The organism is Lentzea flava, assembly GCF_014648475.1.
Lineage (GTDB): Bacteria > Actinomycetota > Actinomycetes > Mycobacteriales > Pseudonocardiaceae > Lentzea > Lentzea flava.
In genome coordinates this window covers 256,106-269,267 of sequence record NZ_BMRE01000003.1, presented here as the reverse complement: position 1 = coordinate 269,267, position 13,162 = coordinate 256,106, and the positions used below count along the sequence as shown (strand labels likewise).

Sequence of the window (13,162 nt, the reverse complement as noted above, 5' to 3'; positions counted from 1 at the left end):
GGCCCGTTCACCCAGTGTTCATCTCACGATTGCGACGACCTGCCCCGTAACAACGTCGGAGTGACGAAGGATCTGTTCTCCGACAAGAGGTTTCAGCAGAGGTGGACAGTGAAGAGAACGCTCGGCATCGGCCTCGCCGTCGTCCTGTTGGCGGGCGTGGTCATCGCGATCGTCCTCGGCCAGGGCGGTGACGAACCGGCCGGCCTCCGAACGGTGCGCGGCGTGATCGGCTCGGAGAAGCTCGCCTTCTTCGCCGACCAGCGCGTCAAGGACGTGTTCGCGAAGCACGGGCTGAAGGTCGAGGTGGATCCGGCCGGGTCGCGGCAGATCGCGACGGCGACCGACCTGAACTCGTACGACTTCGCGTTCCCGTCGTCGGCGCCCGCAGCCGAGAAGATCCAACGCGATCGCAAGGCAGCCCGGACCTACGCGCCCTTCTCGTCGCCGATGGTGGTGGCGACGTTCGACCCGATCGTCGACCTGCTGACCAAGGCCGGTGTGGTCAGGTCCGGCCCCGGCTACCAGACGTTCGACGTGCAGGCCTACCTCGACCTCGCAGCCAAGGGCACGCGCTGGGATCAGCTGCCGGGCAACACCGCGTATCCCGCGCGCAAGAACCTCCTGGTGACGACGACGGATCCGCGTGACTCGAACTCCGCGGCGATGTACCTGGCGATCACGTCGTTCGTCGCGAACGGCGGGGTGGTGTCGTCGCAGGAGGCCGAGGCGAAGGTGCTGCCGGGGGTGTCGAAGTTGTTCCTGGACCAGGGTTACACGCAGAGCAGCAGCGAAGGGCCGTTCGAGGACTACCTGTCCGCGGGGATGGGCAAGACGCCGCTGGTGCTGGCGTACGAGGCGCAGTTCGTCGACAGGGTGGTGCGGGGCGACTCGACGATCCGGCCGGACATGAAGCTGCTCTACCCGGCGCCGACGGTGCTGTCCAAGCACACGCTGGTGCCGTTGCGCGAGGCGGGAGACCGCGTCGGACAGCTGCTGTCGGGCGACGCCGAGCTGGGCAGGCTCGCGGCGACGTTCGGGTTCCGCACGGCCGATCCCCGGCACTTCAACGACGTCGTGAAGGAGAAGAACCTGACGGTGCCGCAGACGATCGTGGACGTCGTCGAACCGCCCGCCCACGAGACGCTGGAGCGGATGCTCGAAGCGATCGCGAAGCAGTACTGACATGGCCGACTTCGTGCTGACGCCACCCGAGCCCGTCGAACCGGTACCGGTCGACCGCGCGGCCGGGCTGATTCCGATCACCGACAAGGCCGCGCTCGCCGAGAAAGCCGCCGCGTTCGTCGCCGCGCTCGCCGCCGTCGACCCGCAGTCGCCGGACTTCGGCCGGATCGTCGACGACGCGCTGGTGCTGGGCGAGGCGGAGATGCGGGTGGCGGCCCAGATCGCGGGCCGGTTGCTGGACCGCACGCTCGCGTCCGTCTCGTCGCCGTCGTCCGCGCAGATGTCGCTCAGCCTGACCGAGCTGCGCCGTTCGGTGCGGGAACTGGACCCGCAGGACCTGACCAAGCTGACCGGCCGCAAGATCCTGGGCTTCATTCCCGGCGGGAACTCGGCTCGCGGCCTGCTCGCCCGGCTGCGGGCGGCCGACGAGCCCGTCAACCGCATCGTGCTGAAGCTGCGGTCCGGTCAGGACGCGCTGAAACGCGACAACGCGGCCATCAAGGGCGAGCGGCAGCGGTTGTGGGACCTCATGACCGAGCTGTCGCGGCACGCCTCGCTCGCCGCCGAGATGGACGAGGCCGTCGAACGGCAGGCGGCGATCTTCGAGCTGTCCGATCCCGGCCGTGCGCAGGCGTTGCGCGCCGACGTGCTGTTCGGGTTGCGGCAACGGCATCAGGACCTGCTGACCCAGCTCGCCGTGTGCGCGCAGGGGTACCTGGCGCTCGACGTGGTGCGCCGCAACAACGACGAGCTGATCAAGGGCGTCGAACGCGCGGTCAGCACGACCGTCACGGCGTTGCGGATCGGCGTGGCGGTCGCGGCGGCACTGGCCGGGCAGCGCGAGGTGATCGACCAGGTCGACGCCGTGCGCGGGCTCACCGACTCCATCCTGCGTTCCAACGCGGCGCTGATGTCGGTGCAGGGCCAGGACATCCAGCGCATCGCGTCCACACCGGCCGTCGGCATCGAGGCGGTGCGGACCTCGTTCGACCAGATCTACGCGGCGATCGACGCCATCGACACGTTCAAGGCCCGCGCGGCGGACTCGCTGTCGGGAACGGTGTCCGCGCTGGACGCCGAGATCCGCCGCGCCCACGACCACCTGAGCCGCGTGCGCGGCGCTGAGGAGCAAGCATGAACCGCCGCCTCGTCCCCGCGGTCGCCGTTCTGGCGCTGCTGACGGGATGTTCCGACGAAGCCGACCCGTCCAGACCGGTCGGCGATCCCTCCCCCGGCGTCCTGCGCGTGCTCGCCGGCAGCGAGCTCGCCGACCTCCAGCCTGTCCTCGACGAGGCCGCCAAGGCGACCGGCGTCACCGTGAAGTTCAGCTACTCCGGCACGATCGAGGGCGCGGAGAAGGTCGCGAACGGCACCGCCGACCAGGGTTTCGACGCCGTCTGGTTCTCCTCCAACCGCTACCTCGAACTCGTGCCCGACGCCCAGAAGCGCCTGGGGACACCGGCCAAGGTCATGTCGTCGCCGGTCGTGCTGGGCCTGCCCGCCGCGAAGGTGCGCGAACTGGGCTGGGAAGGCAGGCGCGTCGGCTGGGCCGAGATCGCGCAGGCCGCGGGCGAGCGGAAGTTCACCTACGGCATGACCGACCCGTCCGCCTCCAACTCCGGCTTCTCCGCACTGGTCGGCGTCGCGGCCGCGCTGTCGGGGTCGGGCTCCGCCCTCGACGCGGCCCGCATCAGCGCCGTCGCCCCGCAGCTCAAGCAGTTCTTCTCGGCCCAGACGCTGTCCGCGGGTTCGTCCGGCTGGCTGTCCGAGGCCTACGCCCGGCGCGCGACCGAACCGGGTGCCAAAGTGGACGGTCTGATCAACTACGAGTCGGTGCTGTTGTCGCTCAACGCGACGCTGCCAGAACCGCTGACCCTGATCTACCCGAACGACGGCGTCGTGACGGCGGATTACCCGCTCACCCTGCTCACCTCCGCGAGCTCCGAAGCCCGCGAGGCCCACCGGAAGCTCTCCGAGCACCTGCGCGGCGCCGACGTCCAGCGCAGGATCATGGACTCCACGCACCGCCGACCCGCCGTCCCGCAGGTGCAGCCGGACGCGAAGTTCGCGGTGAAGGACCTCGTCGAGCTCCCGTTCCCCGGCAGCCAGTCCGCTGTGGACGGTCTGATCACCACGTACTTCGACCAGCTGCGCCGCCCGTCCCGCACGCTCTACGTGCTCGACACGTCCGGCTCGATGCAGGGCGACCGCATCGACGGCCTGAGGCAGGCGCTGGCCGGGCTGACCGGCGCCGACTCCTCGCTCGCCGGAAAGTTCAACCGGTTCCACGGCCGCGAGCAGGTGACGTTGCTGCCGTTCAACAGCACCGCGCGCCCGCCGGTGAAGTACGAGGTGCCCGCCGACGACCCGCGCCCCGTCCTCGACCAGATCCGCGGCACCGCCACCTCGCTCGACGCGGCGGGCGGCACGGCGATCTACAGCAGCCTGCGCGACGGCTACGACGTGCTGCGCGAGCAGATCAACGCCGATCCGGACCGGTTCACGTCGATCGTGCTGATGACCGACGGCGAGAACACCGGCAACGAGAACATCGACGACTTCGAGCGGTTCCACAGCGGCCTGCCGCAGACCCTGAAGGGCATCCCGATCTTCCCCGTGCTGTTCGGCGAGAGCGCCACGGCCGAGATGGAACGGGTGGCGAAGATCAGCGGCGGCAAGGTGTTCGACGCACGCAGCCGCTCGCTGTCCGCGGCGTTCAAGGAGATCCGTGGCTACCAGTAACCCGGTGGTGCGCTACCTGGCGTCCTGGAAGAACCTCGCGGGCTGCGCCGGCGGCCTGCTCGGCCTCGGCCTGCACTTCGCAGGGCTCGCCGGTTCCTACTGGGTCCTCGTGGTGATCGGCCTGTACGGGGTGGGCGCGCTCGCCGCGCCGCCCGAGCGGATCATCCTGGTGACGGACCCGGAGGAGGAAGCAGGTCAGCTGCGCACCGAGCTGGACGCGCTGGTGAACCGGGTGCGCGGCTTCGGCGGCCGCGTGCCCGGCGAGGTGGCGCCGAGGCTCGGGGAGATCGCCGAGGTCCTGCGCGGCATGCTCAACCGCCCGCGCGAGCTCCGCGCGGACCCGGACGCCCTGCACGCCGTCACCCGGCTCGTCGGCACCGACCTGCCGCTGTCGATCCAGACCTACCTGAACCTCCCGTGGTGGTACGCCGCCGCGCGCGGTTCGGGTGCGGAACTGGTGCGGCAGCTGGACCTGCTGCTGGCCGACGCCGTCCGGGTGGCGGAACGGTTCCACGCGGCCGACGCGCAACGCCAGGCCGACCACACCCGCTACCTCGAAGATCGCGAGTAGCCTCCCGATCATGCGTTACGTCAGGGTTTTCGCGGACGAGAACGGCAAATCGGCCTTCGAGGACGTCGAGGTGGAAGGCACACCGACGGTCGCGGTCGAGGGCGTGCCGCCGCTGCTCGTGTCCGGCCCCTTCCCGGCGTCCGAGATGCTGGTCGTGGAGCAGCCGCCGGGTGGCACGCCGGAGTGGGAGCCGCACGTCGCACCGCGCTCGCAGTGGCTCGTCGTGCTGACCGGGCGGGCCGCCGTCACGGTGTCGAACGGCGAGCGCCGCGAGTTCGGACCGGGATCGCTGCTGTCCTTTGAGGACACCGAGGGCGAGGGGCACGTGTCGGCCCCGCTGACGGACGACCTGTCGTTCGCGATGTTCCCGCGTTGACCGCGGACGCGCCATCTGGTGCGCTCGACCACATGGACATCGAGAAGGCGATCGCGGGTCTGGACCTGCCGCGGAAGGTGCGGCTGCTGACCGGGTCCGCGCTCTTCGCGCTCTGGCCGGAGCCGGAGATCGGGCTCGCGCCGCTGACGCTGTCCGACGGGCCGACCGGGGTCCGCGGCGCCGAGCTGCGGGGCGGGACGATCGCCTGCGTGTTGCCCAACGCCACGTTGCTCGCCCAGCACTGGGACACCGCGCTCGCCCACGAGGCCGGCGAGGTGCTGGCCGACGAGGCGGCCGCGCAGCAGGTGCACGTCCTGCTCGGCCCGACGATCAACCTGCACCGCACGCCGCTCGGCGGCCGGTTGTTCGAGGCCTTCAGCGAGGACCCGCTGCTGACCGGCGCGCTCGCCGCCGCGTACGTGCGGGGCCTGCAGGGCAAGGGCATCGCGGCAACGCCGAAGCACTACGTTGCCAACGAGTCCGAGACCGAGCGGCGCACGGCGAGCTCCGAGCTGGACGCGAAGACGTTGCGCGAGGTGTACCTGCTGCCGTTCGAGATCGTCGTCGAGGACGCCTCACCGTGGGCGATCATGGCGGCCTACAACAGGGTCAACGGCGTTCCCGCGACCGAGCACACCGAACTGGTCGAGGGAGTGCTCAAGGGCGAGTGGGGCTTCGACGGCCTGGTCATGTCCGACTGGTTCGCCACCTCGTCCACCGCCGCGAGCGCGAACGGCGGCCTCGACCTGGTGATGCCCGGTCCCGGCGGTCCGTGGGAGGACAGGCTGGTCGCGGCGGTCCAGGCGGGCGAGGTCGCCGAATCGACCGTCGACGACCACCTCCGCCGCCTCCTTCTTCTCGCCCAGCGCACCGGCGCGTTCGGCACCGTGCGCGAGTGGCCCTCCGACGTGCCCGCGCCGGACAGCACCACCCGGCGCGAGCAGCTGCGCCGGTTCGCCGCGGGTGGCATGACCGTGCTGACGAACAACGGTGTGCTGCCGCTCGACGCGCCAGGGGTCGCGCTGATCGGCCGGCACGCGATCGACACGGTCGCGCAGGGCGGTGGTTCCGCCGGGTTGCGGCCGCCGCACGTCATCAGCATCGCCGACGGCCTGACCTCGCTGCTGGGCGATCGGGTGTCCGTTGTGGACGGTGTGGAGGTCCGGCTCCGGTACGCCGCTCCCGGTCCCGGCGTGCTGCGTGACATCCGTGCCACGACGTTCGACGCGTCCGGCGAGGTGCTGGCGTCGCGCGAGCTGGAGGTCGCCGAGCTCGCGGCGTACGGCGGATGGGCGCAGGGGGCCGCGTCGATCGAGGTGTCCGGCGAGGTCGTGCTGGACGAGCCGGCCCGGATGGTGGTCGGGGTGCGGGGATTCGGCGCCTGGACGCTGGACGTGTCCGGCGAGCAGCACGCCACGAGGCTGGCGTGGGCGGGCGGCGTGGTCGAGGAGGCACTGCTCAAGCCGCCGTTCTGGACGACCGAGGTCCTGGTCTCCCCCGGCGACCGGATCACGGCTCGTGTGCGCGAGGCGGCCGCGCTGGTCGGCCTCATCACCCAGCCGATCCCCCGTCCTGCCGCCGAGGCGATCGACGCCGCCGTGCGGGCCGCGCGCGAGGCGGACGTCGCGGTGGTCGTCGTGGGCCTGACCGAGGAGCAGGAGACCGAGGGCTTCGACAAGACCACGCTGGCGTTGCCCGGCGAGCAGGGCGCGCTGGTCGCGGCGGTGGCGGCGGCAGCGAAACGCACCGTGGTCGTGGTGAACGCCGCGACGCCCGTGCTGATGCCGTGGCTCGACCAGGTCGACGCCGTGCTGTGGGCGGGGTTGCCCGGCCAGGAAGCCGGTGACGCCGTCGCGGCCGCGTTGCTCGGTCACGTCGAACCGGCCGGACGGCTGGTCACCACGTTCCCGCGGACGGACGCCGACGCGGTGAGCCCGGTGCCGGTCAACGGCTCGTTGCGCTACGACGAGGGCACGGCCATCGGCTACCGCGGCGCGTCCGATCCGTTGTTCTGGTTCGGCCACGGGCTCGGCTACACGACGTGGGAGTACGGCGAGGCGACCAAGTCCACTGTGGACGATGTGATCAACGCGGTGTCGGTGTCGCTCACCAACACCGGCGAACGGGCCGGGCGTGAGGTCGTGCAGGTGTACCTGCGGCCGGACGACGAACCCGTGCGGCTGATCGGCTGGGCGATCGCGGACGTCGCGGCGGGCGAGACCGTGCGGGTCGAGGTGCCGTGCTCCCCGCGCGTGCAGCGGATCTGGCAGGACGGCTGGCAACCGCTGCGAGGCGGCGAACTGCTGATCGCCCGCGGGCTGGGCGACGTCCGGGCCACCCTGGAACCGTAGGCAGCTCCGGACGTCCTCAGGACATGCGACTCGTTCCGGTTCGGCGCAGACGTCTGCTCGTCGTGCTCGGCTCCGTGATCGTGCTGACGGCCGCCGCCGTCGGGTACTGGGCGGTGTTCGTCCGCTCGACCGTGGATCCGGGACGGGAACTGGCCCTGCAAATAGCGATCGCCGATCATCTCCAGCAGAACCACTGGGGTTCCGGGGATCAGCGGGCCCGGTGGTTCTGCGAGGTCCGGGTGATCGAAGAGGATCAAAGCTCCGAGGAGTCCGAGGTCGGCTTCCTGACGATGTGCAACCAGTTCTCCGCAGAGCGCGGCGAACTGCTCAACAGCAGCGGCGAGGTAGGTCCGAAGCTCGCCATCGTGACATCACCGCCCAATCCCGTCGAGGTGCTCCGGATCGAGTCGCCTGGCGACGGCTCCGCCTACTCACCGTGGATCAAGGCCAACTTCTCCTGGACCGGAGCAAAGAAGCTGCATCGGCTGCAGGCGAGCGAGGTCCGGAACCTGGAGAACGCGACGAGGGACAAGGCCCGCGCCGCGTTCGGGCTGCCCCCAGACGCACCGGTTCATCGCTGAGGCCGCCGGGTGTGGTGGAACAACAGGTTCAGCACGAAGGCCGTCAGCGCCGCGCTGGTGATGGCGCTGCCGGCGATCACCTGCGCCCACGCCGGAAACGACTGGTAGATCTTCGGCGCCACGACCGGGAGCAGACCCACACCGATCGTCACCGCGACGATCAGCAGGTTCCCGGTGTCCTCGAACTCGACCCGCCGCAGGATCCCGATGCCCAGCGCCGCGACGGTCGCGAACATGACCAGCCCGGCCGCACCGACCACGGGGCCCGGCAGAGCCGCGACGATCTCGCCGAGCTTCGGGATCAGGCCCAGCACCACCAGGATCCCGCCCGCGACCGCGGCGACGTACCGGCTGCTCACCTTCGTGATGCCGACCAGGCCGACGTTCTGGCCGAAGACGGTGTCGAGGAACCCGTTCATCACTCCGCCCAGCACACCGGAGACGCCCTCGGCGGCGAGACCGCGGGCGAGATCACGTGACGTGACCGGACGGCCCGTCATCTCCCCGACCGCGAGCATCGAGGCGGTCGACTCGGTGAAGGTCACCAGCATCACCACGCACATGGAGATCACCGCGGCCGGCGGGAACTGCGGCACGCCGAAGTGGAACGGAGCGGCGATCCCGAGCCACGCGGCGCCGCCGACGCCGGAGAAGTCGGTCATGCCCAGGAAGATCGCCACGATCGTGCCGCCGACCAGCCCGATCAGCACGCCCAGCTGGCCGACCAGGCCACGCGCGAACCGGCCGACGAGCACGATGACCAGCACGATGCCGAACGCCAGCGCCAGCTTCGACGGCGCGGCGTAGCCGGGAGCCGACTCCTGACCGGTGATCAACCCGGCCGCGACACCGATCAGCGACAACCCGATCACCGTGATCACCGAGCCGGTCACCACGGGCGGGAAGAACCGCACGGCGCGCGCGAACGGCACCGCGATCAGGATGCCGAACACACCGGCGGCGAGCATCGACCCGTAGACGGCCTGCACGCCGTACTGCCCGGCGATCAGGATCATCGGTGTCACGGCGGTGAACGTCGCCCCCGCCACGACCGGCAGCCGGATACCCAGGACGTTCCCGACGCCGAGCGCCTGCAGCAGCGTGATCAAGCCGGCCACCAGGAGGTCGGCGTTGACGAGCAGGCCGATCGTGTGGGTGTCGAGGCCGGCGGCGGCGCCGAAGACGAGCGGCACCGTGACGCAGCCGGTGTACATGGCGAGGACGTGCTGCAAACCGAGCAACCCCAGCCGCGCGGGTGGCAGCACCTCGTCGACCGAATGCTTCAGGGCGGTCTCCATGTGCCTTTCGTAGCCCGTCCGGATTGCGGTGGCGTCACGTCGGTGAGAAGTCGCCCGCTCAGCGGTACGTTCGGGGCATGACCGAGCCGCTGACGCCGGTGACGCCGCGGCCTGTGCGGTTCGCGACCGTCGGGCAGTGGTGGCGTGACGTCACGTTCCTCCACTGGGCCGTGCCGCCGGAGCCGGTCGCGGGGTTCCTGCCCGCCGGCACCCGGCCGGACGTGCTGGGCGGCGTCACCTACGTCGGGCTGGTGCCGTTCCGGATGCACCCCATCGGCGGCCGGGTCGGGCCGAGATTGCCTTACGTGGGAACGTTCTGCGAGACCAACGTCCGGCTCTACTCGGTCGACGCGCTGGGCAGGCGCGGGGTGGTGTTCCTGTCGCTCGACGCGAGCAGGCTGGTGCCCGTTCTCGGTGCTCAGGTGAGTGCGCGGCTGCCGTACAAGTGGTCGGCGATGCGGCTGGAACGCTCCGGCGACCTGCTGACCTACACGTGCCGGCGCATCTGGCCCGGACCTCGTGGCGCCTCCAGCCGCGTGGTCGTGCGGGTCGGGCCCGCCGTGGTGCCCGGCGAGCTGGACCGCTTCCTGACGGCGAGGTGGGGCCTGCACGTGGCGTGGCACGGGCGGACGCTCTACCTGCCCAACGATCATCCCGAGTGGCCGCTGCACGCGGCGGAGCTCGTCGAGCTGGACGACGGGCTGGTGGCGGCGGCCGGTCTGGCAATCCCCGCGGGACCACCGGTCAGCGTGCTGCACTCGCCCGGCGTGCCGGTCAGGTTCGGCGTACCCGCCTAGTTGGGGTGGTGGCCCAGCTCAGTCTGGGGGACCCGACCAGGCCACCGGTCCAAAGGTGGCCGACGTGCGCGGTGACTTTCACACGCCGGCCGGGTTCTTGGGGGAACCGGACCCGGCAACTGCGCCGACCCCCTGTCCCGGGTGTTCGGGCCCGGCGGCGCAGGTACCGGATCTGGGTACAAAGGTGCCAGGCGCCGCGCACAGATTTCGCCCAGGCGGCGCACAGAGCATCCGAAGTACGCGAGGATGGCTCGACCCCGAACGACGGTGACCGGTCGAGGAGAGATGCACCTGTGGAGTTCCTGCTGCTCGGACCGCTGGCGGCACGGCGGACGGGCACACCGCTGGAGCTGGGCGGACCCCGGCAGCGAGCGGTGCTCACGATGCTGTTGCTGCACGCCAACCAGGCGGTCAGCGTCGCACAGCTCACCGAGGCGGTCTGGGACTCGCCGCCCGTTTCGCCCGAGTCGAACCTGCGCACGTACGTGGCGGGCCTGCGCAAGGTCCTCGGTGACCGGCTGATCACCAGGCCCGGCCGCGGTTACCAGCTCGTCGTCGAGCCGGGCGAGCTCGATCTCGACGCGTTCGACGACCTCGTGCGGCAGGGCGAGGAGGCTCTGGCCGAAGCCGACGTCGAGGCGGCCGCGGAGTTCTTCGCCCAGGCGCTGGCCAAGTGGCACGGCACCCCGACCGCCGAGCTGAGCGCGGGACCGTTGCTGCGCGCGGAGTTCACCCGGCTGCAGGAACGCAGGCTGGCCGCGGTCGAGCGGTACGCGAAGGCGGCGCTGGAGCTGGGCCGGTTCGACGACGTGATCGACAGGCTGCGGCGGGAGACGGCGCAGCACCCGTTGCGCGAGGAGCTGTGGGCGCAGCTGATGCTGGCGCTCGACCGGTCCGGCCGCCGCGGCGAGGCGCTGGAGGCCTATGCGGCCGCCCGCAAGCACGTGGTCGAACAGGTCGGGGTCGAGCCGGGCGCGCGGCTGCGGCAGCTGCAGCAGGTGATCCTGGAGAGCCGGGTGCCCTCGCCCGCCGCGTTGAACGCGCATCGCCAGCTGCCGATGGACATCGCCGAGTTCACCGGACGAGAGACCGAGCTGCGCAGGCTGTGCGAGCCGGGACCGCAGACGACCGTCGTGATCTCCGCGATCGAGGGCATGGCGGGAGTCGGCAAGACGAAGCTCGCCGTGCGGGCGGCGCACCAGCTCGTGCCGCGGTATCCGGACGTGCAGCTGTGGGCCGACCTGCACGGGTTCGATCCGGACGAGCTGCCCTCCGACCCCGCCGCCGTCCTGGAGAGCTTCCTGCGTCTGCTGGGCGTGCCCGGCGGGCAGATCCCGGAGTCGCTGGAGGCACGGGCGGCGCTGTACCGCGATCGGCTGGCGGGCAAACGGGCGTTGGTGCTGCTCGACAACGCGGCGGGCGAGGACCAGGTCCGGCCGTTGCTGCCGGGTAGCGCGAGCTGTCTGGTGCTGATCACCAGCCGCCGCACGCTGCTCCGGCTGGACGGCGTGAAGTCGGTCTTCCTGGACGTCTTCACGCCCGGCGAGGCCATCGCGCTGCTCTCCCGCATCGCCGGAGAGGACCGGGTGCACGCCGACCACGAGGCCGCCCAACGGGTCGCCGAGCTGTGCGGCCACCTGCCGATCGCGGTCGCGCTGGCCGCCAAACGGCTCGCCCGCCGTCCACAGTGGACGGTGCGGGACCTGGTGGCGCAGCTGGAACGGGGTGGTGTCGGCGCGCGAGGCGTGTTCGACCTCTCCTACCAGGCGTTGCCGGACAACCAGCGACGATTATTCCGGCTTCTCGGGCTCCACCCAGGCGAGGACGTCACGGCCGAGTCCGCCGCCGCCCTCGCCGGGCTGACGGCGTACGAGACCGAAGACCTGCTGGAGACGTTGCTCGACGAACACCTGCTCCAGCAGCACACGCCCGGCCGCTACGGGCTGCACGACCTGTTGCGCGCGTACGCCGTCGAGCAGGTCATGGCCGCGGAACCGCCTCCTGCCAGGGATCTGGCGCGGCGGCGGGTGCTGGACTGGTACGTGCACACCGCCTGGCACGCCGAGCTGCAGCTCAACCCCGTGCGGAAACTGGAGATCGGCACGGCGGACCCGGCCGTGCATCCGCGCACGTTCGCCGACCGCGACGCCGCACTGCAGTGGTGCGACACGGAAAGAGCCAACCTGGTGGCCGCGATCCGCGACGCCGCCGAACACGGCCTGCCGGAGCACTGCTGGAACCTCGCCCAGTGTCTGTGGGACTTCTTCAACCTGCGCAAGCACTGGGCCGACTGGATCGACACGCACGGCGTCGCGCTGGCGGCGGCGCGGTCGGCCGGTGACCGCAGTGCCGAGGGCCGGATGCTGATCACGCTCGGCATCGGGCTGCGCGAGATCCGGCGGCACGACGAGGCGATCGAGTGCTACCAGCAGGCCCTGGCCATCTTCCGCGCCCTCGGGGACAGGTCGCGGCAGGAACCGACGTTGAACAACCTGGGCATCGCGTACATGGTGCAGGGACGGGTCGACGAGGCGTTGTCGTGCTACGAGCAGTCCGCCGAGATCGCGCGCGAGCTGGGCAACCTGCACTCGGAAGCCGTGACGCTGAACAACATCGGGCTGCTGCACGCCGACGCCGGACGGTTCGACGCGGCGCTGGAGCGGTACCTGCGGGCGTTGGAGCTGCGGCAGCAGATCAAGGACCCGTACAGCGAGGCGATCCTGCTCAACAACATCGGCGAGGTGTACCGCGGGCTGCTCGACTTCCCCGAGGCCGTGTCGTACATCGACCGCGCGCTGGAGACGTTCCGCGCGATCGGTGATCTCTTCGGTCAGGCCGAGGCGCTGGACAACCTCGGGCTGGCGCTGGACGGTCTCGGGGACCGGCGCGGCGCGGAGAAGTGCTGGCTCGAGTCGGTGACGTTGTTCGAGGAACTGGGCGAGCCCAGAGCCGACGAGGTTCGTGAGCGGCTCAGTGCATGACGACGTTGGCCATCGCGATCGCCCCGATGACCAACGCCAGCAGGGACAGCATCGCCCCGATCGCGGCCATCGGCTTGCCCTTGCGGTGGCCGAGCAGGCCGAGGGCCGCGATCACGAGTCCTGGCAACCCGAACGTCCACGCGACATAGGGACGCGCGAGGTCGAGGTTGACCGGGAGGAACGTGACCACGACCGCGAACGCCCCGAGGACCAGTGCGAGGAGACCGAGCAGGGGTCCCCTGGGAGGTGCCTGCTGCGGTGATCCGTACGACATGCCGCGACC

General features: G+C 70.9%; 11 protein-coding genes. 9 read left to right on the top strand and 2 right to left on the bottom strand.

The features are described 5' to 3' along the window. Window positions 1-108 precede the first annotated feature (108 nt). Genes IEZ09_RS07950 through IEZ09_RS07920 form a run of 7 tightly spaced genes read left to right on the top strand, consistent with a single transcriptional unit; the run spans window position 109 to window position 7,803 of the window. Window positions 109-1,182, top strand: coding sequence for a hypothetical protein (locus tag IEZ09_RS07950; protein WP_189252935.1), 1,074 nt, complete (start codon window positions 109-111; stop codon window positions 1,180-1,182). Between the two features lies 1 nt (window position 1,183). Beyond that, window positions 1,184-2,320, top strand: a complete 1,137-nt coding sequence (locus IEZ09_RS07945) for a toxic anion resistance protein (RefSeq protein WP_189252934.1) — start codon at window positions 1,184-1,186, stop codon at window positions 2,318-2,320. Beyond that, window positions 2,317-3,924: a substrate-binding domain-containing protein gene (locus tag IEZ09_RS07940; RefSeq protein WP_189252933.1), complete on the top strand. Its 1,608-nt coding sequence runs from the start codon at window positions 2,317-2,319 to the stop codon at window positions 3,922-3,924. The genes IEZ09_RS07945 and IEZ09_RS07940 overlap by 4 nt, the downstream gene beginning before the upstream one ends. Beyond that, window positions 3,911-4,495, top strand: a complete 585-nt coding sequence (locus tag IEZ09_RS07935; protein ID WP_229812331.1) for a hypothetical protein — start codon at window positions 3,911-3,913, stop codon at window positions 4,493-4,495. The genes IEZ09_RS07940 and IEZ09_RS07935 overlap by 14 nt, the downstream gene beginning before the upstream one ends. 10 nt (window positions 4,496-4,505) lie before the next feature. Next, entirely contained in the window at window positions 4,506-4,871 is a 366-nt protein-coding gene (locus tag IEZ09_RS07930; RefSeq protein ID WP_189252932.1) for a cupin domain-containing protein, read from the top strand. A 32-nt stretch (window positions 4,872-4,903) separates the two neighbouring features. After that, entirely contained in the window at window positions 4,904-7,222 is a 2,319-nt protein-coding gene (locus IEZ09_RS07925) for a glycoside hydrolase family 3 protein (protein ID WP_189252931.1), read from the top strand. A 23-nt stretch (window positions 7,223-7,245) separates the two neighbouring features. After that, a complete protein-coding gene (locus IEZ09_RS07920) occupies window positions 7,246-7,803 on the top strand; it encodes a hypothetical protein (protein WP_189252930.1) in 558 nt (185 codons plus the stop codon). On the opposite strand, the gene IEZ09_RS07915 is transcribed toward IEZ09_RS07920, so the two are convergent. Further along, complete coding sequence (locus tag IEZ09_RS07915; protein ID WP_189252929.1) at window positions 7,794-9,101, bottom strand: nucleobase:cation symporter-2 family protein; 1,308 nt, start codon at window positions 9,099-9,101, stop codon at window positions 7,794-7,796. The two genes, IEZ09_RS07920 and IEZ09_RS07915, sit on opposite strands and share 10 nt — an antisense overlap. Before the next feature lie 77 nt (window positions 9,102-9,178). On the opposite strand from IEZ09_RS07915, the gene IEZ09_RS07910 reads away from it, so the two are divergent. Together IEZ09_RS07910 and IEZ09_RS07905 are read left to right on the top strand one after the other, a co-directional pair. Beyond that, window positions 9,179-9,898 (top strand): YqjF family protein, encoded by a 720-nt coding sequence (locus IEZ09_RS07910; protein ID WP_189252928.1) that lies wholly within the window; start codon window positions 9,179-9,181, stop codon window positions 9,896-9,898. Between the two features lie 293 nt (window positions 9,899-10,191). Continuing rightward, window positions 10,192-12,879, top strand: a complete 2,688-nt coding sequence (locus tag IEZ09_RS07905) for an AfsR/SARP family transcriptional regulator (RefSeq protein WP_189252927.1) — start codon at window positions 10,192-10,194, stop codon at window positions 12,877-12,879. Here IEZ09_RS07905 and IEZ09_RS07900 read toward each other — a convergent pair. Next, on the bottom strand, window positions 12,869-13,153 hold the full coding sequence (locus IEZ09_RS07900; protein WP_189252926.1) for a hypothetical protein: 285 nt from the start codon (window positions 13,151-13,153) through the stop codon (window positions 12,869-12,871). The genes IEZ09_RS07905 and IEZ09_RS07900 overlap by 11 nt on opposite strands. Between the last annotated feature and the right edge of the window lie 9 nt (window positions 13,154-13,162).

What these genes read in the sequence shown, in the direction of transcription:
- IEZ09_RS07910 (WP_189252928.1), top strand. Translation starts at nt 9,179, where the DNA reads ATGACCGAGCCGCTGACGCCGGTGACGCCGCGGCCTGTGCGGTTCGCG.
- IEZ09_RS07915 (WP_189252929.1), bottom strand. Translation starts at nt 9,101, where the DNA reads ATGGAGACCGCCCTGAAGCATTCGGTCGACGAGGTGCTGCCACCCGCG.
- IEZ09_RS07920 (WP_189252930.1), top strand. Translation starts at nt 7,246, where the DNA reads ATGCGACTCGTTCCGGTTCGGCGCAGACGTCTGCTCGTCGTGCTCGGC.
- IEZ09_RS07925 (WP_189252931.1), top strand. Translation starts at nt 4,904, where the DNA reads ATGGACATCGAGAAGGCGATCGCGGGTCTGGACCTGCCGCGGAAGGTG.
- IEZ09_RS07930 (WP_189252932.1), top strand. Translation starts at nt 4,506, where the DNA reads ATGCGTTACGTCAGGGTTTTCGCGGACGAGAACGGCAAATCGGCCTTC.
- IEZ09_RS07940 (WP_189252933.1), top strand. Translation starts at nt 2,317, where the DNA reads ATGAACCGCCGCCTCGTCCCCGCGGTCGCCGTTCTGGCGCTGCTGACG.
- IEZ09_RS07900 (WP_189252926.1), bottom strand. Translation starts at nt 13,153, where the DNA reads ATGTCGTACGGATCACCGCAGCAGGCACCTCCCAGGGGACCCCTGCTC.
- IEZ09_RS07945 (WP_189252934.1), top strand. Translation starts at nt 1,184, where the DNA reads ATGGCCGACTTCGTGCTGACGCCACCCGAGCCCGTCGAACCGGTACCG.